Annotated in this window: 23 protein-coding genes; 11 read left to right on the plus strand and 12 right to left on the minus strand. The window is 31.8% G+C overall.

Features of this window, described 5'->3' with window-relative positions; translation table 11 throughout:
• Window positions 1–5: 5 nt before the first annotated feature.
• Window positions 6–1130: a 3,4-dihydroxy-2-butanone-4-phosphate synthase gene (gene ribB / locus N5D03_RS07255; protein ID WP_115001841.1), complete on the plus strand. Its 1125-nt coding sequence runs from the start codon at window positions 6–8 to the stop codon at window positions 1128–1130.
• A 108-nt stretch (window positions 1131–1238) separates the two neighbouring features.
• A complete protein-coding gene (locus tag N5D03_RS07260) occupies window positions 1239–2549 on the plus strand; it encodes an Ig-like domain-containing protein (protein ID WP_280051282.1) in 1311 nt (436 codons plus the stop codon).
• 59 nt (window positions 2550–2608) lie between these two features.
• Here the strand turns inward: N5D03_RS07260 and N5D03_RS07265 are convergent, their stop codons facing one another.
• From N5D03_RS07265 to rpsA, 3 genes are all read right to left on the minus strand, one after another.
• Window positions 2609–3616 (minus strand): EamA family transporter, encoded by a 1008-nt coding sequence (locus tag N5D03_RS07265; RefSeq protein ID WP_280051283.1) that lies wholly within the window; start codon window positions 3614–3616, stop codon window positions 2609–2611.
• Window positions 3617–3631: 15 nt separating this feature from the next.
• Complete coding sequence (locus tag N5D03_RS07270) at window positions 3632–4108, minus strand: Lrp/AsnC family transcriptional regulator (protein WP_038332665.1); 477 nt, start codon at window positions 4106–4108, stop codon at window positions 3632–3634.
• Window positions 4109–4296: 188 nt separating this feature from the next.
• A complete protein-coding gene (rpsA, locus tag N5D03_RS07275) occupies window positions 4297–6126 on the minus strand; it encodes a 30S ribosomal protein S1 (RefSeq protein WP_038332663.1) in 1830 nt (609 codons plus the stop codon).
• Between the two features lie 241 nt (window positions 6127–6367).
• On the opposite strand from rpsA, the gene N5D03_RS07280 reads away from it, so the two are divergent.
• Window positions 6368–7999: an AarF/UbiB family protein gene (locus N5D03_RS07280; RefSeq protein WP_280051284.1), complete on the plus strand. Its 1632-nt coding sequence runs from the start codon at window positions 6368–6370 to the stop codon at window positions 7997–7999.
• Window positions 8000–8076: 77 nt separating this feature from the next.
• Here N5D03_RS07280 and N5D03_RS07285 read toward each other — a convergent pair whose 3' ends face one another.
• Window positions 8077–9567 (minus strand): OmpA family protein, encoded by a 1491-nt coding sequence (locus tag N5D03_RS07285; RefSeq protein ID WP_280051285.1) that lies wholly within the window; start codon window positions 9565–9567, stop codon window positions 8077–8079.
• 66 nt (window positions 9568–9633) lie between these two features.
• The gene (gene smpB, locus N5D03_RS07290) at window positions 9634–10086 is read right to left on the minus strand and encodes an SsrA-binding protein SmpB (protein WP_038332657.1); all 453 of its coding nucleotides are present in this window, start codon (window positions 10084–10086) and stop codon (window positions 9634–9636) included.
• Window positions 10087–10152: 66 nt separating this feature from the next.
• On the opposite strand from smpB, the gene N5D03_RS07295 reads away from it, so the two are divergent.
• The 5 genes from N5D03_RS07295 (at window position 10153) to N5D03_RS07315 (ending at window position 16329) form a co-directional block, all read left to right on the plus strand.
• The gene (locus N5D03_RS07295) at window positions 10153–11775 is read left to right on the plus strand and encodes an ATP-binding cassette domain-containing protein (protein ID WP_038332655.1); all 1623 of its coding nucleotides are present in this window, start codon (window positions 10153–10155) and stop codon (window positions 11773–11775) included.
• Window positions 11776–11871: 96 nt separating this feature from the next.
• The gene (locus N5D03_RS07300) at window positions 11872–12630 is read left to right on the plus strand and encodes a sensor histidine kinase (protein ID WP_260392501.1); all 759 of its coding nucleotides are present in this window, start codon (window positions 11872–11874) and stop codon (window positions 12628–12630) included.
• Between the two features lie 31 nt (window positions 12631–12661).
• Window positions 12662–13321 carry a response regulator gene (locus tag N5D03_RS07305; RefSeq protein WP_280051286.1) on the plus strand — a complete coding sequence of 220 codons (660 nt, stop codon included), beginning with the start codon at window positions 12662–12664 and terminating at the stop codon, window positions 13319–13321.
• Window positions 13322–13419: 98 nt separating this feature from the next.
• Complete coding sequence (locus N5D03_RS07310; RefSeq protein ID WP_280051287.1) at window positions 13420–15696, plus strand: cation:proton antiporter; 2277 nt, start codon at window positions 13420–13422, stop codon at window positions 15694–15696.
• 30 nt (window positions 15697–15726) lie between these two features.
• Entirely contained in the window at window positions 15727–16329 is a 603-nt protein-coding gene (locus tag N5D03_RS07315) for a hypothetical protein (RefSeq protein WP_280051288.1), read from the plus strand.
• 64 nt (window positions 16330–16393) lie between these two features.
• Here N5D03_RS07315 and gyrB read toward each other — a convergent pair whose 3' ends face one another.
• The 4 genes from gyrB to N5D03_RS07335 form a co-directional block, all read right to left on the minus strand.
• On the minus strand, window positions 16394–18337 hold the full coding sequence (gene gyrB, locus N5D03_RS07320) for a DNA topoisomerase (ATP-hydrolyzing) subunit B (RefSeq protein ID WP_280051289.1): 1944 nt from the start codon (window positions 18335–18337) through the stop codon (window positions 16394–16396).
• A gap of 228 nt (window positions 18338–18565) precedes the next feature.
• Window positions 18566–19000, minus strand: coding sequence for a hypothetical protein (locus tag N5D03_RS07325; RefSeq protein ID WP_152606099.1), 435 nt, complete (start codon window positions 18998–19000; stop codon window positions 18566–18568).
• 45 nt (window positions 19001–19045) lie between these two features.
• Window positions 19046–19672: a 16S rRNA (guanine(527)-N(7))-methyltransferase RsmG gene (rsmG, locus tag N5D03_RS07330; protein WP_280051295.1), complete on the minus strand. Its 627-nt coding sequence runs from the start codon at window positions 19670–19672 to the stop codon at window positions 19046–19048.
• A gap of 6 nt (window positions 19673–19678) precedes the next feature.
• Window positions 19679–20125 carry a GAF domain-containing protein gene (locus N5D03_RS07335; RefSeq protein WP_038332644.1) on the minus strand — a complete coding sequence of 149 codons (447 nt, stop codon included), beginning with the start codon at window positions 20123–20125 and terminating at the stop codon, window positions 19679–19681.
• Between the two features lie 95 nt (window positions 20126–20220).
• On the opposite strand from N5D03_RS07335, the gene xrtF reads away from it, so the two are divergent.
• Together xrtF and N5D03_RS07345 are read left to right on the plus strand one after the other, a co-directional pair.
• Entirely contained in the window at window positions 20221–20763 is a 543-nt protein-coding gene (gene xrtF / locus N5D03_RS07340) for an exosortase family protein XrtF (RefSeq protein ID WP_180905205.1), read from the plus strand.
• Window positions 20753–21199 carry an exosortase F system-associated protein gene (locus tag N5D03_RS07345; protein ID WP_125349788.1) on the plus strand — a complete coding sequence of 149 codons (447 nt, stop codon included), beginning with the start codon at window positions 20753–20755 and terminating at the stop codon, window positions 21197–21199. The genes xrtF and N5D03_RS07345 overlap by 11 nt, the downstream gene beginning before the upstream one ends.
• 34 nt (window positions 21200–21233) lie before the next feature.
• Here the strand turns inward: N5D03_RS07345 and N5D03_RS07350 are convergent, their stop codons facing one another.
• The 3 genes from N5D03_RS07350 to N5D03_RS07360 are packed head-to-tail and all read right to left on the minus strand — an operon-like array spanning window position 21234 to window position 22605.
• Complete coding sequence (locus N5D03_RS07350; protein WP_125349789.1) at window positions 21234–21551, minus strand: hypothetical protein; 318 nt, start codon at window positions 21549–21551, stop codon at window positions 21234–21236.
• 12 nt (window positions 21552–21563) lie between these two features.
• Window positions 21564–22313, minus strand: a complete 750-nt coding sequence (rlmB, locus tag N5D03_RS07355) for a 23S rRNA (guanosine(2251)-2'-O)-methyltransferase RlmB (protein WP_219034413.1) — start codon at window positions 22311–22313, stop codon at window positions 21564–21566.
• A gap of 28 nt (window positions 22314–22341) precedes the next feature.
• Entirely contained in the window at window positions 22342–22605 is a 264-nt protein-coding gene (locus N5D03_RS07360; RefSeq protein ID WP_221854513.1) for a hypothetical protein, read from the minus strand.
• A 43-nt stretch (window positions 22606–22648) separates the two neighbouring features.
• Here N5D03_RS07360 and N5D03_RS07365 point away from each other — a divergent pair, with 43 nt between their 5' ends.
• Window positions 22649–23443, plus strand: coding sequence for a thymidylate synthase (locus N5D03_RS07365; protein ID WP_180905207.1), 795 nt, complete (start codon window positions 22649–22651; stop codon window positions 23441–23443).
• The last annotated feature ends 57 nt before the right edge of the window (window positions 23444–23500 follow it).

The following is a 23500-nucleotide window of genomic DNA, read 5'->3' on the forward strand; positions in this document are numbered from 1 at the left end:
AAACAATGGAAAATAGATCATCTCAATTAAACACAATTGAAGAAGCTTTAGAAGATTTAAAACAAGGAAAAGTTATCATTGTAGTTGACGATGAAGATCGTGAAAATGAAGGAGATTTCCTATGTATCGCCGAATTTGCAACGCCAGAAGTCATCAACTTTATGGTTACACACGGACGCGGATTGGTTTGTACACCACTTACACAACAAAGATGTAAAGCATTAGGTTTAGATCTTATGGTTGGACACAATACTGCAATTTACGAAACTAATTTTACGGTTTCTGTGGATTTACAAGGTCACGGATGTACGACAGGAATTTCGGCTTCGGATCGTTCTAAAACTATTCAAGCTTTAATTGACGAAAATACAAATCCAGATGATTTAGGAAAACCAGGACATATTTTCCCTCTTATAGCAAAAGATGGTGGAGTTTTGGTTCGCATGGGACATACAGAAGCTGCTGTTGACTTAGCTCGCATGGCGGGACATTATCCTGCTGGATGTATTGTCGAAATCTTGAAAGAAGATGGAGAAATGGCTCGTTTGCCAGAATTGTTAGAGATTGCGAAGAAATTTGATCTTAAAATTGTTTCGATTGAAGATTTGATTGCTTACCGATTAGAAAATGAATCCTTGGTAAAACGTATCGAGCAATTTCCTGCAAAAACAAGATTCGGAGAATATGAATTAATCGCTTATCAACAAACAACAAATAATCAAGTTCACTTCGCTTTGAAAAAAGGAAAATGGACAAAAGATGATGTAGTTCCAGTTCGTGTAAAATCAACAAATAGCTACTATGATTTGTTTAGCGCTTTACAAAACGGCGAAACACCATTGTTAGAAAAAACAATGAACATCATCAATGAAGAAGAAAAAGGTGTTGTAATTTTTATTAATAACATTCAAAGTTCTGAGTTGATTGAACAAAAATTAGAGATTTTCAAAAGTTTTTCTGAAGGAAAATCTAAATCAGGTGTTTTACCAGCCGATGAAAAAGATCACGGAATTGGCTCTCAAATCATCAAAGATTTAGGCATCCAAAAAATGAATTTGATTACACGCACTTTAGAAGAACCACATACGACGCAATACGGTTTGGAAATTGTAAAATGTACTAAATTGTAAGAAATAATTCATCACAATATACAAAAGCAGTTCTGAGAAGAGCTGCTTTTTTTTTTGAATCATTTTGTAACTTTTTGATTAAATTGACATCTCATATAAAAACACAATATGCAAAATAAAACTTTAGCTTTAATATTTTTTATTCTTACGAGTATTTCATTTGGACAAAATTCAATAGCTAATAAAATTTACACTTCTGATATAGATAATTTCTGGATAGCTTTTGATAGTATTCAAACTACAAATAATTATTCACAAAAAATAAAATTCATTAATACTTTATACATTGATAAAGGGACAAAAGGTTTAAAATCCTTTATGAAAGTAAGAGATTATAATGATACTCTTTATATTAAACTTATTGATAATTATCCTAAGTTTTGGAATTCTATTAGACCTAATACACTTACCATAAAAAATAAAACAAAAGAATTAACTAAAGCTGTAAAAAAACTAAAAAAACTATATCCTGAGCTAAAAGAAGGAGAAATGTATTTTACAATTGGTGGCTTGCGTTCAGGTGGAACTTTATATGAAAATATGGTTTTAGTTGGTGCTGAAATCGCTACAGGAATTCCAAAAACAGATGTTTCAGAATTTGAAAATGATTGGCTAAAAAATGTTTTTGCGAAGCAATCACTTGATAATATTATTTCACTAAATATTCATGAATATGTACACACACAACAAAAACCAAATGAAAACAACTCATTATTACACCATACCCTAAAAGAAGGTTCGTGCGATTTTATTACAGAGCTTGTTTTAGGAGAACCAATTGAAAAACAATATATTTTTTATGGAAAACAGCACTTCGATGATTTGAAAAAACAATTTAAAGAAGAGATGTTTATAGATGATTTTTCAAATTGGTTATACAATGGAGGACAAAAGGGTGAAGCTGCTGATCTGGGATATTTTATTGGATATGAAATATGTAAATCATATTACAATCAAGCTAAAAATAAAAAACAAGCGATAAAAGATATTATTGAACTGAATTATCAAGATGAAAAAGAAGTTGAAAATTTTCTAAGAAAATCTGGTTTTTACGAAGAAGGTTTTGATAAAGATCAATTAATAAAAGAATACGAAAAAAAACAACCTTATATCATAAAAATTGAGCCTTTCGAAAATGGTTCAACAAATATAGATTCATCTATCAAAGAATTTAAAATTATATTTTCTAAACCAATGAATCCAAAAGAATATTCAATAAGATTCTCAAAAAAAGGAAAAGAGTATAGTCCTAAGTTTACAAAAATCAATTTCTCTAATGATAACACTACATTCGTAATAACTATGGAATTAACTCCAACTAAAGAATATGAATTTGTAATTTCAAATGGTTTCAAATCAGAAGATGGCTACCCATTAAAATTAGACAACAATGAATTAATTATTAATTTTAAAACTTAATAATACAAAAAAAGCTTCTCGCGATCGAGAAGCTTTCTTATTAATAATCATCATAATATTTAATGCGCATAATGTTTACGAGAAACAAAATACAGAATTTTCTGAACTAATTTTGTGTTTTTATAAAGATTCCAGTTCATTAATAAAACACTGAACAAAATTACTGCCAAACCATAAATCTGCAAATGAGTTACGACATCATCTGTAAAAAAATAACTCAATGCAACGGCTACAATAGGGTTTACATATGCATAAGTAGAAACTTCCACAGCTGGTCGGTATTGCAACAACCAAACATATGATCCGAAAGCAAGAATAGAGCCAAAAGTTGTTAAATAAGCCATTGCCATCCAATCTTCTGTCGCTACATTCGCAAAATTAAAATTAGCATATTCTCCATTGAAGATTGCAACTGTATTAAACAAAACTCCAGCAGTAATCATTTGCCAAGCCGTTTTGACCATGATGTTCAAATCTTCTTTTGGTTTCGTAACTTCTTTTTTCTGCTTTTCTGTTACATATTTTGAATACAAAGAACCTAACGTCCAAGCAATCGAACAAAAGATAAGAACAATCAACCCAATCATATTTAAGAATTGTTGATCTGCATCTGCATGCACAGTGGTTGTTTGTTCATAGAACAACATCAAAACGCCAACAAAACCTAACAGAACACCTAAAATAGTAGGAATACTTGAAAAATTTTGTTTCCATTTCGGTTTATCTAACACAATAAACCAAATTGCTGCCGATGCTGCCATAATTGCAACAATTCCACTTGGTAAAAATTGTTCGGACCAAATAATCCCAGCCATATCAATAAACAACAACATAAACCCTGTAAACATACATTGTTTCACAATTTGTTTATCCCACAGCTTGTAACCTTTCAGTTTACAATATCCCATCAACATTGAGCTCGCCACAATAAAGCGAAACGAACCCAAAATAAACGGACTAAAACCATGCAAAGCCTTATCTATAAAAAAATAAGTTGATCCCCAAACTACATAAACCACGAAATACGCTGCAATAATCAGCCACTTACTTGGTTGATTCCCTTTCATTCAATCTATATTTTTTTAAATCGTTGGTATAACGATATTTTGTTCTTCTTTTATTGTTTGTAAAACTATAGTTGTACGCGTAGAAGTGATTCCGCCAATTTTACTCAAATGTTTGCGCATCAATTCCACCAAACCTTCGTTATCAGAAGTTCTCACTTTGATTAGATAACCATCTTCTCCAGCAATATCATGAACCTCTAAAACTTCTGGAATTTCGGCAAGTTGTCTTCCTACTGTTTCATCACCGATAATATCTACGGTTTTGATGAACATGTACGAAAGTAATTTTTGTCCAACTGCCACTGGATTTATTTTTGCGTGATAAGCCAAAATAACTTGTTTATTTTCAAGCTTTTTCACACGTTCTAATATTCCAGAAGGTGCCATTCCCAATTCTCTTGCGATATCCGCATTGTTAATACGTGCATTATCTTGCATTAATCGCATGATTTTCAAATCAGTAGCATCTAAATTAAATTCTATCTTTTCCATTTCGACTGCAAAATTAAGACTATTTTGAATAATATTCAAAAAATATATCAAAAATTGTATGTTATTCTTGATATGATTTTAAACCATAAATTAAATTCATTTTATACTAAATAAATTTAATCATTATTCATAAAAAAAGCTGCCCATTACTGGACAGCTTATGTTATTTAAAAATTTCAGTTAGAGAATTAGTTTCCTCCTTCTTCCATTTTCTTTTTCAATTCTGCTAATGAATCGATATCTCCTAAAGTAGAAGTTTCGATTGTATTAGATGAATTGTTGTTGTTATTGTTGTTAGATGATCTCTCAGCTTTAACTTCTTCCTCACGGAAAGTTGCTGTGTGAGAAACTACTACACGACGGAATTCTTTGTTGAACTCGATAACTTTGAAAGATGTTTCTTCACCTTTTTTGATACGAGATCCGTCTTCTTTCTCTAATGTACGAGCTGGAGCGAAAGCTTCAACGTCAGCATCTTCGAATTGTACTGTAGCACCTTTGTCAAATACGTCAACTGCTTTACCTGTGTGAACTGTACCTACTGCATATTTAGCTTCGTACTGATCCCATGGGTTTTCAGTTAATTGTTTGTGACCTAAAGATAAACGACGAGCTTCTACGTCTAATTCTAAAACTACTACGTCTAAAATATCATCAACTGCACAGAATTCTGATGGGTGTTTGATTTTCTTAGTCCAAGATAAGTCAGAGATGTAGATTAATCCGTCAACACCTTCTTCTAATTCTACGAATACACCGAAGTTAGTGAAGTTACGAACTTTACCTTTGTGAGTAGAACCTACTGGGTATTTAGTTGTAATATCTGTCCAAGGATCTGGAGTTAATTGTTTGATACCTAAAGACATTTTTCTTTCTTCTCTATCTAAAGTTAAAACTACTGCTTCAACCTCATCACCTACTTTTACGAAATCTTGAGCAGAACGTAAGTGAGTAGACCATGACATTTCAGAAACGTGGATTAAACCTTCTACACCTGGAGCAACCTCAACGAATGCACCGTAGTCAGCTAAAACAACTACTTTTCCTTTAACTTTATCACCAACTTTGATATCAGCATCTAAAGCATCCCATGGATGAGCTTCTAATTGTTTAATACCTAATTGGATACGAGATTTATCTTCGTCGAAATCTAAGATTACAACGTTGATTTTTTGTCCATCTTCTAAGATTTCAGATGGGTGGTTGATACGAGACCAAGATAAGTCAGTAATGTGGATTAAACCGTCAACACCTCCTAAGTCTACGAATACACCGTAAGATGTGATGTTTTTAACTTCACCTTCTAATACTTGTCCTTTCTCTAATTGAGCAACGATTTCTTTTTTCTGAACCTCGATATCAGCCTCGATTAACGCTTTGTGAGAAACTACTACGTTTTTGAATTCTGGGTTGATTTTAACAACTTTGAACTCCATAGTTTTTCCTACGAATTGTTCGTAATCACGGATTGGTTTAACATCGATTTGAGAACCTGGTAAGAAAGCTTCAATTCCGAATACGTCAACGATCATACCACCTTTAGTACGAGCTTTGATGTAACCGTTAACGATTTCTTGAGAATCGTGTGCTTTATTAACAGCATCCCATGCATTTAATGTACGAGCTTTTTTGTGAGATAAAATTAATTGACCATTTTTATCTTCACGTTGATCAACCATTACTTCAACGATATCCCCAACTTTCAAGTCTGAGTTGTAACGGAATTCGTTTAATGAAATAACACCTTCTGATTTGAAGTTGATGTCAACGATAGCTTCTTTATCTGTAATACGTACAACTTGTCCTTTGAATACTTCATTCTCATGTAAGTCTTCTAAAGTTGTATCGTACATTTGCTCTAATTCAGCTTTTTCTTTACGATCTTCTTCGTTTAATCCTGATTCGAAAGATTCCCAATCAAATGATTCTGGCGCTACGTTTGCATTAGCAGACGCATCTAATACTGGAGTGTTTAATACAACTTCTTGTACCTCCTCTTGTTTTGTTTCTTTAGACATAATTCTAAAAATTTGTATCTCAATCTATTTTATTTCGGAATCTTCAAATGCAAATAAATGACCGAGAGATGTTTAACTTAATAATTAATCGCTTGATTCCTAAACCATTTTAGCGAGTGCAAAGATAAACAATTATATTTTAATATTTGGAATAATTTTAGATTCAACTCAAAGAAATTTAAGATTTTATAAACGAATTACACTCTTGTTTATTCGTAACTTGTAATCGAATCTCAACTTTATGGATAGTTTAAAGAAAATAAAACGATTCTCAAAAATCGTAAAAGTCGTTTCAAAATATGGTTTTGAAGAAATTCTTTCTCGTGGAAACGATTTATTTCATTCTGATCAAAATACCGAATTTTTCAACAGTTCTTTCAATCAACGTTTCCGAATGGCTTTGGAAGAACTTGGTCCGACCTATATAAAATTTGGACAATTATTGAGTAATCGTAAAGATTTGGTTCCTGAATCTTTGGTAGAAGAATTAAAAAAATTACAAGATAATGTTCCGCCAGAAGAAATTGACATCAAACAAAAAATTAGAGATGAATTTGGAATAGAACCAGACGAACATTTTCTTTTTATAGAAGAACAACCTTTTGCTGCTGCAAGTATTTCGCAAGTTTATCGTGCCACTTTGTTGAATGGAGAAAAAGTTGTTTTCAAAGTAAAACGATCTAATATTCAGAAAATAATTGAATCAGATTTAGCATTGATTCGAGATATTGTTCATTTTTTAGAAAAGAAATACGAAAAACTTCAAAAACTATTCATTTCTGAAATCGAAAAATCATTTGAAAATTCAATTCTGAAAGAACTTTCATTAACCAATGAATTTCAGAACATCGAACGTTTCAGAAAAAACTTTGAGAATAGTAAAGATGTTTATGTTCCGAAAACATATGAAGATTATTCGAACAATAATTTTCTTTGCATGGAATTCATCGAAGGCTTCAAGGTAAACGATGTTGAGCAATTAGAAGCTTTGGGACTTGATCCTAAAAAAATCGTACAGAAAGGTTTTGATATTTATTTGAAACAATTACTTGATGACGGTTTTTTTCATGCCGATCCACATCCCGGAAATATTTTTATTTTAAAAGATGGACGACTTGCTTTTATAGATTTTGGTTCGATGGGAATTTTAGCCATCAACGAAAAAGAGGCTTTAGAAAATGTTGTAATTGATTTTGGATTAAAAAATCCGAAACGTATTGTTCGTTCACTCAAAAAAATGGCAATTAAACATTATATCGAAAACGAAAAACAATTAGAACGTGATATTGCAGATATTTTTGATTACTTAGAATACAATACCGTTGATACGATAGAAGTTCAAATCATCATCAAAAAATTCAATAATATTCTACAGCGAAATCATGTTTTATTACCCGAATATGTTTACATTTTACTACGCGGAATTGCGCTTATAGAAGGAATTGGACAACAATTACACGCTGATCTTAATGTGCAACGTTCGATGCGCCCTTATGCAGTAAAATTGGCTCGACAAAAATTTCATCCTAAATATTTGAGTAAAAAAGCAATTGATAATTTTAAAGATATTCAGGATTTAATCAACGATTTACCAGAAGATACCTTGAAATTAATCGAAAAAGTAAACAATGATAAATTGGCTTTAAACTTTAAGATTGATCAAATAGGTAATATTCAGAAATTAATAAAAGACAGCATTAATAAACTGGTTTTAGCGATACTTACTTTAGCTTTTGGAATTGGAGCAAGTATGTTAGCTAATACAACTGTTCGTCCTGTGATTCTAGACATGCCACTACTTTCTTGGATTGGTTATTTATTATCTATCTTTACAGCTGGATGTATTATTATATTAGTTTTTAGAAAGAAATAATAAAATTAAAATTAATAAAAATAAAATAGCCACCTCAATGAGGTGGCTATTTCTATTGTAAGCTATTCAAAGAATTATTATTTCTTTTTTGTAGCTGTTTTTTTGATAACTTTTGTTTCAGTTACTACAGCTGTTCTAGGTAATACCTCAACACGTCTGTTTCTTTGGTAACACTCTTCAGTGTTTTCAGTACATAACAATTGAGATTTTCCTAATCCACGAGCAGTTAAACGAGACTTATCAACTCCACCTCTTTCAGCTAAAATATTAACTAATGCTTGAGCACGTTTTAAAGATAATGTTTTGTTGTAAGCATCTTTACCTCTTTGGTCAGCATGTCCGTCAATGTAGAAGCTTTTCTCTTTTAAATCATCAGAATTTAAAATTTGAGCAGCTACACGTACATCTTCGTAAGAAGAAGGAACAATTTTATCAGAGTTGTATTCGAATAAAATATTAGATAAACGTTTTGCTACGTGAACTTCAGTCCATGGACATCCGTTATTTTCTTTTGGTCCTGGTACAGTTGGACAAGCATCATCTGGATCTGGAATACCATCACCATCTGTATCTGGACAACCTTGGAATTGAGGTAAACCTGGTACATCTGGACAAGCATCATCTTTATCAGGAATACCGTCACCATCTCTATCTGGCCAAGGACAACCATTATTTTCTACTGGTCCTGCAACTTCTGGACATTCGTCTAAGTTATCTGGAATACCATCACCGTCTGTATCTGGACAACCTTGGAATTCAGCTAAACCTGGTACAGTTGGACAAGCATCGTCTGGATCTGGAATACCATCACCGTCTGTATCTGGACATCCGTTAAATTCTGCTAAACCTGGTACATCTGGACAAGCATCTACGTCATCTGGAATACCATCTTTATCTCTATCTGGTCTTCCGAAACGGAAAGTAACACCTACTGTGTGTTGGAAGAAATCGAAATAATTGTTTCCTCCGTAAGCTGGTAACCAGTTATAATCAGAAGCAACGTTTAAACCGAAGTTTTTAGTAAACCATAAGTTAAATCCAGCACCTAAAGAAGCTACAAAGTGATTTTTCTCTAAATCTTCAACTTCTGTTAATTGGTAAGTTTCATTTCCATCACCATTACCATAGTAAGCTGTTAATGGAAATTGTAATCCTGTGTAGTCGTATCTGTGGTAACCAGCACCTACACGGATATATGGATCAAACCAAGAATCTTCTTTTAAGATATAACCATTAGCTAACTTATAACGTAAACCTAAACCAGCATTGATGAATAATTCATCTTTGATACGTAATCTGTTGTTATCAACTTCACCTACTGAAGCAGTTAAATCAACATCAAAAGATCTGTTTAAGTTACGGATGATAGATAATTTAGATAAAGGAGGAACGATATCCCAATTATCTGTTTTGAAATACTGGTTGAATGGTCCAGTCACTGAGTTGTGATCAACTGCGTGAGCACCAACTGTAATTGCCCAAGGATTCTTAGAATTCTGAGCATCTACAAAAGAATTACCCGCTAGGAATAATACTACTGCAGATAATAATAGATTAAACTTTTTCATTATCAAACATTTAGCGTTTTAAATATATTAAATTTTACTTAATTTTTATACAATTATAAGACAAATTTAAGAATTCTTTATCATTCTATCCAAATCTCTTTTCAAATCTTTTCCTTTTATTGTGTTTCTTTTGTCAAAAAGTTTCTTCCCTTTTGCCAAATATATCTTCAATTTTGCCAACCCTTTATTGTTTATAAACAGCGTGGTTGCTACAATTGTCAATCCTGTCTCTTTCGTTTTGCGTTCCAATTTTCGCAACTCAGATTTTTGTAATAAAAGTTTTCTGTCTCGTCTCGTTTTATGATTAAAGTATGTTCCCCAATCATATTCGTCAATAAACATATTAACAATATAGAGTTCTCCATCCTTCATTTGACAAAAACTTTCAGTAATCGAAGCTTTTCCCATTCGGATAGATTTTATTTCAGTCCCAAATAATTGGATGCCGGCTTCGTAAGAATCTAATAATTCATACTCAAACCTTGCACGTTTATTCTTAATCGTAACTTCTTTCTGCACTTTATTTTATTCCAATTAAAATTTGTAACTTTGCCGGAAGGTCAAACAAACATCATACCAAAAATTATGTTAAATGTTTCTAATTTATCGCTTCAATTCGGCAAGCGTGTACTTTTCGACGAAGTTAATATAAAATTTACAAATGGCAACTGTTACGGGATAATTGGTGCCAATGGAGCAGGAAAATCTACTTTCTTAAAAATATTATCAGGTGAAATCGATCCAACTTCAGGACAAGTTAGTCTTGAAAAAGGAAAACGTATGTCTGTCTTAGAACAGAATCACTTCAAATATGACGAATATACAGTATTGGATACTGTTTTACGTGGAAATAAAGTATTATACGATATTAAAGAACGTATGGATGCTTTATATGCTAAACCAGATTTTTCTGAAGAAGATGGTATCAAAGCAGGAGAATTAGGTGTCGTTTATGAAGAAATGAACGGATGGAATGCAGAATCTGATGCTGCTACATTATTATCTAATGTAGGAATCGATTCGGATATGCATTATACGTTAATGGGAGATTTAGATAATAAAGCAAAAGTTCGTATTTTGATTGCGCAAGCTTTATTTGGAAATCCTGACGTGTTAATCTTAGATGAGCCTACCAACGAATTGGACGTTAATACAATTCAATGGTTAGAGGATTTCTTAGGTAATTTCGAGAATACTGTAATCGTTGTATCGCACGACCGTCACTTCTTAGACGCAGTTTGTACGCATATTTGTGATTTAGATTTCTCTAAATTAAACCTATATTCTGGTAACTATACATTCTGGTACGAGTCTTCTCAGTTAGCTGCAAAACAACGTGCGCAACAAAACAAAAAAGCTGAAGAAAAGAAAAAGGAATTACAAGATTTCATTGCTCGTTTCTCTTCTAACGTTGCTAAGGCAAAACAAACGACTTCTCGTAAAAAAATGATCGAGAAATTAAATATCGAAGATATCAAACCTTCTTCTCGTCGATATCCAGCACTTATCTGGGAACAATCGCGTGAGGCTGGTGATCAAATCTTAGAAGTAAACAATTTATCTGCTTCTGTAGATGGAGAAGTTTTATTTAAAGATGCGAACATCAACTTGAAAAAAGGTGATAAAATTGGTATTTTCTCTCGTAACTCGAAAGCAGTTTCTCAATTTTTCGAAATTCTTTCAGGAAAAGCTCAGCCAGATTCTGGAGATTTTACTTGGGGAATTACAACAACACAAGCGTATTTACCTTTAGATAATACAGATTTCTTCAAAGAAGATATCAACTTGGTTGATTGGTTACGTCAATATACAGAATCAGACGATGAACGTCACGAAGAATTTATGCGTGGTTTCTTAGGGAAAATGTTATTCTCTGGAGACGAAGCTCTTAAAAAATCTTCTGTTTTATCAGGAGGTGAAAAAATGCGTTGTATGTTCTCTCGCATGATGTTATTACGTGCAAACGTATTATTGTTAGACGAGCCAACAGGTCACTTAGACTTAGAATCGATTACAGCATTGAATAATTCTTTGGTTAATTTCAAAGGAACAATTTTAATGGGTTCTCATGACCACGAATTGATTCAAACAACTTGTAACCGTATTATCGAGTTAACTCCAAACGGAATCATCGATCGTTATATGACGTATGATGAATTCTTAGATGATCCAAAAGTAAAAGAATTAAAAGCAAAATATTACGCTTAATAATTTCTTTCACCATATTTCTAAAAATCCAGAAGGTTCTACTTTCTGGATTTTTTTATTCATAAATTATTCTATCTTTGAGTTAGAATTTTTCGCATGATTCAACTTCCTACCATATTACTTTATCTCATTATTGCATTGATTATTTTTCTAATCATTATGATTACATATTTGATCAATTCATTAAAATCTGAGAAAAAAATAAGTCATGAACAAACGCAGCGTTTAGACAATTTATCTACAAAAGTTGACGAGTTAAAATTAGAATCTTACGAAGCAAAATTGAATCCACATTTGTTCAAAAATATTCTCAATTCGATTCAATCCAATGCGTACCAAACCTATTATACTATTGATAAATTAGCAAATGTGTTGGATTATATTTTGTACGAAAGCAAAGACAATTTTGTGACGATAAAAGATGAAATAGATTTCACTAAAAACTTTATTGAAATTAATAAAGTAAAAGTTTCGCCTTTGTTTGATTTTCAAGTTAAAACGAAAATTGATGAAACTTCACCTTACTATCAAGAAAAAATTATTTTACCTTTATTAAGTATTGATTTTATTGAAAATGCTTTCAAACATACCGATTTTCAACAAGCCAATTCATTTATAAAAATTATGCTTGAACTGAATAATAAATCATTTCAAATTCAGGTAATGAATAAAATTTCTCCAAAAAATAGTTTGAAAAAAGAAACTGGCGGACATGGAAGTCAATCATTAGAACACCGCTTGAAAATGGTTTACGACGACGATTTCTCACTTTCTAAAACAATTGAACAAGATATTTTTGTAGCCAACTTAAAAATAAATCTACATGAGTTTTACACTAAAATGCATACTAATTGACGACGAAATTCTTGGGTTAAAGTACCTGAAAATGTTGTGTGAACAAATGGAAGACATCGAAGTTGTGAAAGCTTATGTTGATCCTGAATTATTCATTAACGAAATCGAAAATCTTGATTTTGACTTTTGTATTTTAGATATCGAAATGCCTAAAATTAATGGTTTACAAATCGCTAATTTATTAAAAGAAAAACCGTTTATTTTTTCCACTGCTTATAAGGAATATGCTGTTGATGCTTTTGATTTAGATGCGACAGATTATATTCAAAAACCAATCAAAAAAGAGCGTTTACAACAAGCTGTTGACAAAGTAAAAAAACGTTTACAAAATAATTTTTCGACACAAAATAATTTTGTACAATTAAATTCAGACAAAGGAAAAATTTTGTTGCAGTTTAATCAAATTTTGTACATTACAACTTCTACCGTTGACAGCCGTGATAAAATGGTTTATTATCAAGATTTATCGTTCTTGATTTTGAAAAATATCACACTCGATGCATTATCAGAAATGTTACCCGAAAAAGATTTTGTTCGCATCAATAAACGAGAAATAATTAGCTTACATCATATCAAATATTTCCACTCAGACAACGTCACTTTAGATGTATTATCAAAAGAGAATAAAGAAATCAATTTGGTATTAAGCGAAGTTTACAAAGCTAATTTTATTGCTCAAATTTCAATTTGATTACAAAAAAAATCCATTTCATTACATTTTACTCGAGTTTAAAAAATATTGATATTTTTCTGTAAATTAATTTCTGACTTTTGTTGAAAATTAACGCCATGAAAAAATCGACAAGAAATTCAATTTTTTATATCGTAACCATTCTACTTTGTTCAATCATGATGTATTTTATTGTGATAAGAGCAGAAGAAATGGAAGCTGGAAAACATGTTGTTCACGCTGCAAACGGAAGCAATTACTTCAATGACTTTATCAACAGTATAACACATAATATTGGACATCCGCTTGCTATTTTATTAGCACAAATTGTGACCATTATATTTACCGCAAGGGTTTTTGGATGGATTTTTAATAAAATTGGACAACCAACTGTAATTGGAGAAATTATTGCAGGTATTTTCCTTGGTCCTTCTTTTATTGGAATGCATTTCCCAGAGTTTTTCGGAGGTCTTTTCCCAAAAGAATCGTTAGGAAACTTAGAATTTATCAGTCAGATAGGTTTGATTCTATTCATGTATGTCATCGGAATGGAGTTAGACCTGAAAGTGCTAAAGAAAAATGCACAAGACGCCATAGTTATTAGTCACGCAAGTATCATTATTCCATTTACACTTGGTTTAGCTTTGGCTGGATTAATTTATATGGAATTCGCACCAGAAGGAATCAACTTTTTATCATTCGCTCTGTTTATTGGTATTTCGATGAGTATTACAGCTTTTCCCGTATTAGCACGAATTGTACAAGAACGCGGAATTAGCAAAACTCGTTTAGGCTCTATTGTAATTACTTGTGCTGCTGCCGACGATATCACGGCTTGGTGTTTATTAGCTGCGGTTATCGCCATCGTAAAAGCTGGTTCATTCGTCAGTTCATTATATGTTATTTTACTGGCAATTGTTTACGTTATCGCAATGGTTCGTTTCGTTCGCCCTTTTTTAAAGCGCATTGCAGACGTACATTCGAGCAAAACAACGCTTACAAAACCTATCATAGGAATCTTTTTCTTGGTCTTAATTATTTCTTCATATTTAAGCGAAATCATTGGAATTCATGCATTATTTGGAGCTTTTTTAGCTGGAACAATTATGCCTGAAAATGTAAAATTCAGAAATTTATTCATCGAAAAAATAGAAGATGTTTCATTAGTTTTATTACTTCCGCTGTTCTTTGTTTTTACAGGTTTAAGAACACAAATTGGATTATTAGATAGTCCACATTTATGGCAAACAGCTGGATTGATTATCTTGGTAGCTGTAACAGGAAAATTTGTCGGAAGTGCGGTCGCCGCTAAATTTGTTGGACAAAACTGGAAAGATAGTTTGACTATCGGTGCTTTGATGAATACACGAGGTTTGATGGAATTAGTCGTGCTAAACATTGGATATGATTTAGGGGTTTTAACACCAGAAGTTTTCGCTATGATGGTGATAATGGCTTTGGTCACAACTTTTATGACAGGTCCAGCTTTGGATTTAATCAATTGGATTTTCCGCAAACAAAAAACAGAAAATGAACTTTCTGAAATTAGTCAAAGTCAGAAATATAAAATTTTAATTGATTTTCAAACACCCGAAAAAGGTGCTGAATTATTGCGAATAGCTAATAGCTTTATCAAAAAACAAGACGAAAATTCACTTGTTTCTGCAATTCATGTGATGAAAAGTAGCGAAGTGCAACATTTCAATCTTGAGGATAGAGAAGCAGAAATTTTCGAACCGATTATTGAGGTTTCCGAAGAGTTACACCAAGATGTAACAACCATGTTCAAAGTGTCTACTGATATGGTTTTCGACACCGTTGATGTTGCGCAAAAAGGTGATTACGATTTGATGTTGATGGGTGTAAGAAATTCTATTTATTCGGGTTCGTTGTTAGGAAATATTTTAGGATTTACAACTAAAATTATTGATCCAGATATTTTAATTGGTCAAGTTACTGGAAAAGAAAACATGTTTGATCATTCAATTTTCAATGAAAGAACGAAACAATTATTGAACAAATCAACCGTTCCTGTTGGAATTGTTTTGGACAAAAATTTCACAAAAGCAGAAAAAGTTTTTCTTCCACTTTTCGGGAATAAAGATGCCGATTTACTGAAATATGCACAACGTTTAATCTCGAATAGCGAATCTCAAATTATTATTGTAGACGTGAGCGGTTACACAAAACGTCATTCAGAAGTAAAAGAAATTATTCGTAGTATCGAAAATATTGCTCCAAATCATATTAGTCTTTCGTACAAACAACAACTGGATAAAGAGTTTTTGGATGAAATGGATTTGATGATGATTAGTATGGAAAGTTGGAAAAACCTTATCGAAACAAAAAGCATTTGGATTTCCAATGTTCCAACAACTTTGATTATTTCGGAGTAGAATATATATTTGTTGAAAATTTAACTAAACATGAAAAAAATAGTTATCATTTTCTTTATAATTATATCATCAAATTTAATTGCACAAAAAACTGAAGCATATAATAGTTTTATTAAAGAATTAAAAAAGGATTCTAAAATCGATAAGAATGATAAAACTGTTTACAATCTTCTCAACAACTTTTATGACGAGATGCTACAATCTGACGCAGGTGGTATAAAGCCTGAAACACTTAAGAAAATTACCGATTTTTATGCGAATAAAGATTCAAAGAACAAACAAATTTTGGATATGTTTATAGCATATCAAAATAATATAAGTGATGCTGTTGCTAATGGAAGTATACCTGATTCAAAATTTCAATTAGAGTTAATAAATGATTTACAAGAAGAAATTAAAAACACCTATAGTGACATTCCTGTTATTGTATTAATTTATAATATTGAAGCTTTAAGCTTAGATAACCAATCAAAAGAATCTGCAAATTTAATTGAATCAAGTCTTAAAAGTTTTCCAAATTCTATACCTTTAAAAGTCTATAAATACTTATCATCAAAAGATGAGAAAATAAAAAATGACTTAGTTAAAAATCATTCTGAGCATTGGATGGTTCAACAATTTGGGATAAAATAAAATACAACAAAAAAAATCCAGCTGAAAAGCTGGATTTTTTGTTATTATAAATTTCTAAAACTGATTAAACATCAATTTTTGCATAGTGTGCATTTTTCTCGATAAACTCACGACGAGGCGGTACATCATCACCCATCAACATAGAGAACACGCGATCTGCTTCTGTCGCATTGTCAATCGTTACTTTACGCAACGTTCTGTGCTCTGGATTAAGTGTTGTATCCCATAATTGCTCCGCGTTCATTTCCCCAAGACCTTTGTATCGTTGAATTGTAACTCCTTTACCAGAACCATCTGTAGAGAATTCTGCAGTTAAACGTTCACGATCTTTTTCGTCCCAAGCATATTCTGCTTTCGCACCTTTTTTGATTAAATATAAAGGTGGCGTTGCAATGTAAATATGTCCTTGCTCAATCAATTCTTTCATGTAACGGAAGAAGAATGTTAAAATTAATGTCGCGATGTGAGAACCGTCGACATCGGCATCGGTCATAATTACAACCTTATGATAACGTAATTTTGCAATATTAAGTGCTTTCGAATCTTCTTCAGTTCCAATTGTTACACCTAAAGCTGTATATATATTTTTAATCTCTTCGTTATCCAAAACTTTGTGCGCCATCGCTTTTTCAACATTTAAGATTTTACCACGTAATGGTAAAATTGCTTGAAAATGACGATCACGACCTTGTTTTGCCGTTCCTCCGGCAGAATCTCCCTCGACTAAGAATAACTCAGACTCTTCTGGTTTACGAGAAGAACAATCCGCTAATTTTCCTGGCAATCCACTTCCTCCCATTGGGTTTTTGCGTTGTACCATTTCACGAGCTTTCTTCGCTGCCTGACGAGCTTTTGCTGCTAAAATTACTTTATCAACAATTTGTTTTGCTTCTGTTGGATTTTCTTCTAAGAAATTCGTTAACATTTCTGCTACGATTTTATCAACCGCAGGAGAAACTTCAGAGTTTCCTAATTTCGTTTTCGTTTGTCCTTCAAATTGAGGCTCCATTACTTTTACCGAAATTACCGCTGTTAATCCTTCACGGAAATCATCACCAACGATTTCAACTTTTTCTTTTGCAAGATTAAAGTTTTCTTCTGCATATTTTTTCAATGTACGTGTCAACGCACGACGGAAACCAGATAAATGTGTTCCACCTTCATGTGTATTGATATTATTTACATACGAATGTACATTTTCGTTATACGATGTATTGTATCGCATTGCAACCTCAACTGGAATTCCATCACGTTCTCCTTCCATAAAGATTACTTTGTCCATGATAGATTCGCGGCTACCATCAATAAACTCAACAAATTCTTTTAATCCTTCTTCAGAATGAAAAGTTTCTGTAACAGGATTTCCTTCAGCATCTTTTTCGCGTTCATCAACCAATACAATATTGATTCCTTTGTTCAAGAAAGCTAACTCACGCAAACGATTTGCTAAAGTAGAATAGTTATATGTTTGTACTTCTTGGAAAATTGTATCATCTGGCGTAAAAGTTACTGTTGTACCACTTTTATCAGTCGTTCCAACTTCTTTTACATCGTACAAAGGTTTCCCTTTCGAATATTCCTGAATATATTGTTTTCCGTTCTTGAAAACTTCTGCCGATAAATGGTTAGAAAGTGCATTAACACACGAAACTCCAACACCGTGCAAACCTCCAGAAACTTTGTACGTATCTTTATCAAACTTACCACCTGCACCAATTTTCGTCATTACAACTTCTAATGCAGATTTTCCTTCTTTTTTATGTAAGTCGACAGGAATACCACGTCCGTTATCTTCTACACGAATCGAGTTTCCTTCTAAAATTGTTACCTTGATTGTATCACAGTATCCTGCTAAAGCTTCATCAATAGAGTTATCAACAACCTCGTAAACTAAGTGGTGTAATCCTCTAACTCCGACGTCACCAATGTACATCGATGGACGAAGACGTACGTGCTCCATTCCTTCTAACGCTTGGATATTATCCGCCGTATATGTGTTATTACTCATAATATGTCTCTAACTTTTTAAAACAAACAAATATAGTGAATTTTGACGAGAAAACCTCTTAAAAAGAACTTAAAGTATTGGATAAAATAACGTTTTAAAGATTCATTTTTTGGATTAATTCAATAATTGTTAAAATAAAAAACCGAAATCGAATTGACTTCGGTTTTCAAGTATATAATTTCTATAAATTAAATATCTTTCTTTTCTAAACATTACATTGTACAATATTTATTTTAAATGGTATACAATACCCCATTTATTAGATTTAGAATTCTTCAAAATTTCATTTTCACCCAACTTAATCAATTGATTATTAGAGAAAAACACAATTTCTTTGACATTCGTTTTTTTATTAATAGCATTATCAATTTTCGTAATTGAATTTTTAGGTAGAATAACAGAAATCGTGCTTTCGTCAATTTTTGTATATTCTAACTTTATTTTATTGACATCATTATTAAAATCTTTCACATTTTTAACATTACTCGTAAAAAGTATAGGCATATTTTTAGATATATTCTCATCAATAATATGATCGAATTTAATATCAATTTTTACATCCTCATTTTTATAGTTCTGAACGAAGAAAAACGACACATAACTACAACTATTTAAAATAAATAAAATGAAAATTGATACTATAATTTTAAAATATTTTTTCACTAATAAAAAGATTTAATAAATATTATCAACTTATTTTTCAATTATTTAAATATCTTTCTTTTCTAAATAAACGACTTTTTTCGTTTCGAAGAAATCTTCGTCAAAAAAGTTTTGAATATCAAACAAAACAGCATTTGGAAAACCTGCTAATTCTTCTGTCAAATCACCTCCTTTTAGATATAATAAGCCATTAGGAAAAGGATTAATCGCTTCTTTTTTGAATTTCCCGCGAATCCATTCCGCAAATCTTGGCATTGCTGTTACCGCACGAGAAACAACAAAATCATATTTATCTGTCAACTCTTCGGCACGCTTCTGTTCAGCTTTTACATTCGTCAAACCTAAACCATCAGCCACACCTTTTACAACCTTGATTTTTTTCCCGATAGAATCTACCAAATAAAACTGAACATTCGGAAACAAAATTGCCAACGGAATTCCTGGTAAACCTCCCCCAGTTCCTACATCAAGAACAGAAGAACCGTCTGCAAACTCCATCACTTTTGCAATCGCTAAAGAATGTAAAATATGGTTCGTATAAATTTCATCAATATCTTTTCGAGAAACAACATTGATTTGATCGTTCCATTCTTTGTACAAATCACCAACTTTCGAAAATTGTTCGATTTGTTTTTCCGTTAAATCAGGAAAATATTTTAAAATTAAATCAATCATTGCTTAAATAATTTCTGAAACTCGCTGACAAACGTAATCTAACAACTTTGTATCGTCTTCTGTAAACGGATTAATTTTGTGCGAATCGATATCAATTTGACCAATATTTTCTCCATTTTTGAAAATTGGAACAACAATTTCAGCTTTCGTTTCTATTGAACAAGCCAAATAATTATCTTGTGCATAAACGTCTGGCACAACAAAAGTTTCGTTAGATTCTGCCACTTGCCCACAAATTCCTTTACCATAAGGAATTATTGTATGATCGGTAGCTGCACCAACATAAGGTCCAAGTTTTAGTTCATTTTTATCTCCATTCTTGAAATAAAATCCCACCCAATTATAGTATTCAACTTCGTCACTCAACAATTGACAAATCTTTTGTAATCTATCTTCCGTAGAAATTGCGCTATCAATTATGACATCCACGCGTTTATGTAAATCTTGCATTTTGTTACTTCTAAAAAAGCAAATTTATTGATTAATCATAACTTAATCAAAAGTTGACGTTTTTCATTTATATTTGTTCAAGATTTTTTAACCAAATGAAAGAATTTAAACCTTTATTGTTATTCCTTGCACGTTTTTTAGGAACTTACATTATTTTAAGTTTAGCTTATAAATTGTATTTGGATCAATATTTACCGCACAATACCCCTGATCCATTTACAAAATTAACATCTGATGTAACAGCTTTTGGTTTGAACAAATGTGGTTTTTTTACTTTTTCTAATATTGCAGAAAACCAACCTTGGATGCGTTTGGTAATGGACGGACAAGTCGCGTCTATTGTAAATGAAGGTTGTAATGCGATTTCTATTTTGATAATTTTCATAGCGTTTATCGTTGCTTTTTACACGAATTTCAAACAAACTTTTTTGTTTATTTTGTCTGGTTTAGCAATTCTTTTTGTGATGAATATTTCGAGAATTATGTTGTTAAATTATATTTTTAGATACCACGCAGAATATGGTAAAATGGCGCACGATTATCTATTCCCTGCAATTATTTATGGTTCAATCGTGATTCTTTGGATTGTTTGGATCAAATTTTTTGTAACAAAATACAATAAGCAAAATGCTAAATAAATATTTACGTTATGCAATTGCAGTTTTACTTGTTTTTGGATTAATATTAGTCCGAAAATTTGAAGATATTTTATTTTATGATCCTTTCTTAGAATACTTTCATTTTGTTGGACATTCAAAATTTCCTGAAATTGATTTACCAAAATTAAACGCAAGTCTGATGGTTCGCTATCTAATTAATACATTATTAACGGTATTAATTGTTTGGTTTATTTTCTGGAAAAAAAGTTACGTTAAATTCTCTATCATTATTATGATTATCGGATTAATCGTTCTTTTACCAATCTATAATTATTTGATTTCAACACATTTTTCATCAGGCGAAATGGTTTTATTTTATGTGAGAAGATTTCTCATTCAGCCCATGTTTTTATTAATTTTAGTTCCTTGTTTTTATTACCAAGAAATACAACATAAAAAAACGGTCGAAAATTAATTTTCGACCGTTTTTATTTTATCTAATTTATATTTTACAATAAACCTGATTCTTCTTTTTCTTGTTGCGCATCTAACTTTGCTTGCTCTTTTGCAGCTGCTTCTTGTGCTTTTTGTTCTGCAACTTTACGTTTTTCTTCGTTTGCAATTTCTGCATTCGCTTTGTTCACTGCTTTGTATTTGTACAACCAACCTAAGAATCCACCAAGTATAAATCCAACTCCAGCACCTCCTGTTATTCCGACTAAAAATTCTTTGTCCGCAAATAATCTTGAGATATCTAAATTTGTAAAATAGTACATTGCAACGCTAATCGCAATCAACAAAAATCCAATAAAAGTAGAATAGGTCATCGTTATATGTTTTTAAAATAAATCTTGTAACATTCTTTGGCGAACAGCTTCGTACAAAATCGCTCCAGCCGCAACCGAAACATTCAATGAAGCAGTTTGTCCAGCCATAGGCAATTTAATAATTTTATCCGAAATTTTAATAATAGAATCCGAAACACCATCTTCCTCACTTCCCATCACAATAGCTGCAGGAACAGAGAAATCTGCATCATAAATAAATTCTGCTGATTTTTCAGAAGCACTAAAAATTGAGATTCCAGCCGATTGTAAATATTTAATAACATTCACTAAATTTCCTTCTTTACAAACCGGAATATTATACAACGCCCCTGTCGAAGTTTTGATCGCATCTGCATTTACAGAAGCCGAACCTTTTGCTGGAATAATAATTGCATCAACACCAACACATTCTGCTGTACGAGCGATTGCACCAAAATTACGAACATCAGAAACACGATCTAAAATCAAGATAAAAGGTGTTTTTCCTTGTTCCCAAATTTGAGGTAATACATTTTCGATTGAATCAAATTCGATTGGCGAAATAAATGCATAGACTCCTTGGTGATTTTTTCCTGTAAAACGATTTAGTTTTTCTACAGGTACATAACTTACAGGAATTTCATATTCAGTGATTAATTTTCTCAATTCAGAAAAAATTTCACCTTGTAAACCTTTTTGAATAAAAATTTTGTCGATTGTTTTCCCTGCTTCAATCGCTTCTATTACTGGTCTTAAACCAAAAATTCCCGCTTCGTTTTTCATAAGTGCAAAGATAAAAAATTATACGTAACTATTTACCTATCCTTCTCTTCAATTGTTGTAAATAATTTGGAAAGCTCATATACAACATGCAACCAATAACAATTAGCGAAATCATTGAGATTAAATTTAGTTTGATATGAACAATTTTTGACACAAAAACAACCACCAAAACAACATTAAATAAAGTTTGGAAATAAAAATGTTGCGCAATTTTTCGTCCAAAATCTGATTTGCTATACGAAGCAAAAAACATAAAAAGCACTAAAATTGTAAAAATTAAACTAATTTTCATTCTAAAAAAAATCACTAAATTTGAAAGGTTAAATATACTCAAAATGCAACAATATCACGATTTATGTAAAAAGGTTTTAGCAGAAGGCGCTTTTAAAGAAGACAGAACGGGAACAGGAACTAAAAGTATTTTTGGTTACCAAATGCGTTTCGATTTGTCGAAAGGTTTCCCTTTGGTGACGACTAAAAAATTACATTTAAAATCGATTATCTACGAATTGTTGTGGTTTTTGAAAGGTGATACGAATATCAAATATTTAACAGATAATGGTGTAAGAATATGGAACGAATGGGCTGACGAAAATGGTGATTTAGGTCCTATTTATGGTCATCAATGGCGTTCATGGGGGAAACCAAATGGAGAAGTTGTTGACCAAATTAAAGTTGCGATTGATCAAATAAAAAATAATCCTGATTCACGTAGAATTATAGTTTCTGCTTGGAATGTTGGAGAATTAGATCAAATGGCTTTAGCTCCATGTCATGCATTTTTTCAGTTTTATGTGAATGATGGAAAATTATCGTTGCAATTGTATCAACGTAGTGCAGATATTTTCTTAGGTGTTCCATTCAATATTGCGTCATATGCGTTATTACAAATGATGGTTGCACAAGTTTGTGATTTAGAAGTCGGCGATTTTGTGCATACTTTTGGAGATGCACATATTTACAAAAATCATTTTGAACAAGTTGAACTACAATTAACACGCGAACCTTTTCCTCTTCCAACAATGAAAATCAATCCGAATGTAAAGGATATTTTTGATTTTACATACGAAGATTTCGAATTAGAAAATTATCAAGCTCATCCTCACATCAAAGGAATTGTAGCAGTTTAATCATAAAAAAACACTTAAAGTCTCCAAATTGGAGGCTTTTTTTGTAACTTTTCGAGA

Source organism: Empedobacter sp. GD03861, from assembly GCF_029840885.1.
Classification (GTDB): domain Bacteria; phylum Bacteroidota; class Bacteroidia; order Flavobacteriales; family Weeksellaceae; genus Empedobacter; species Empedobacter falsenii_B.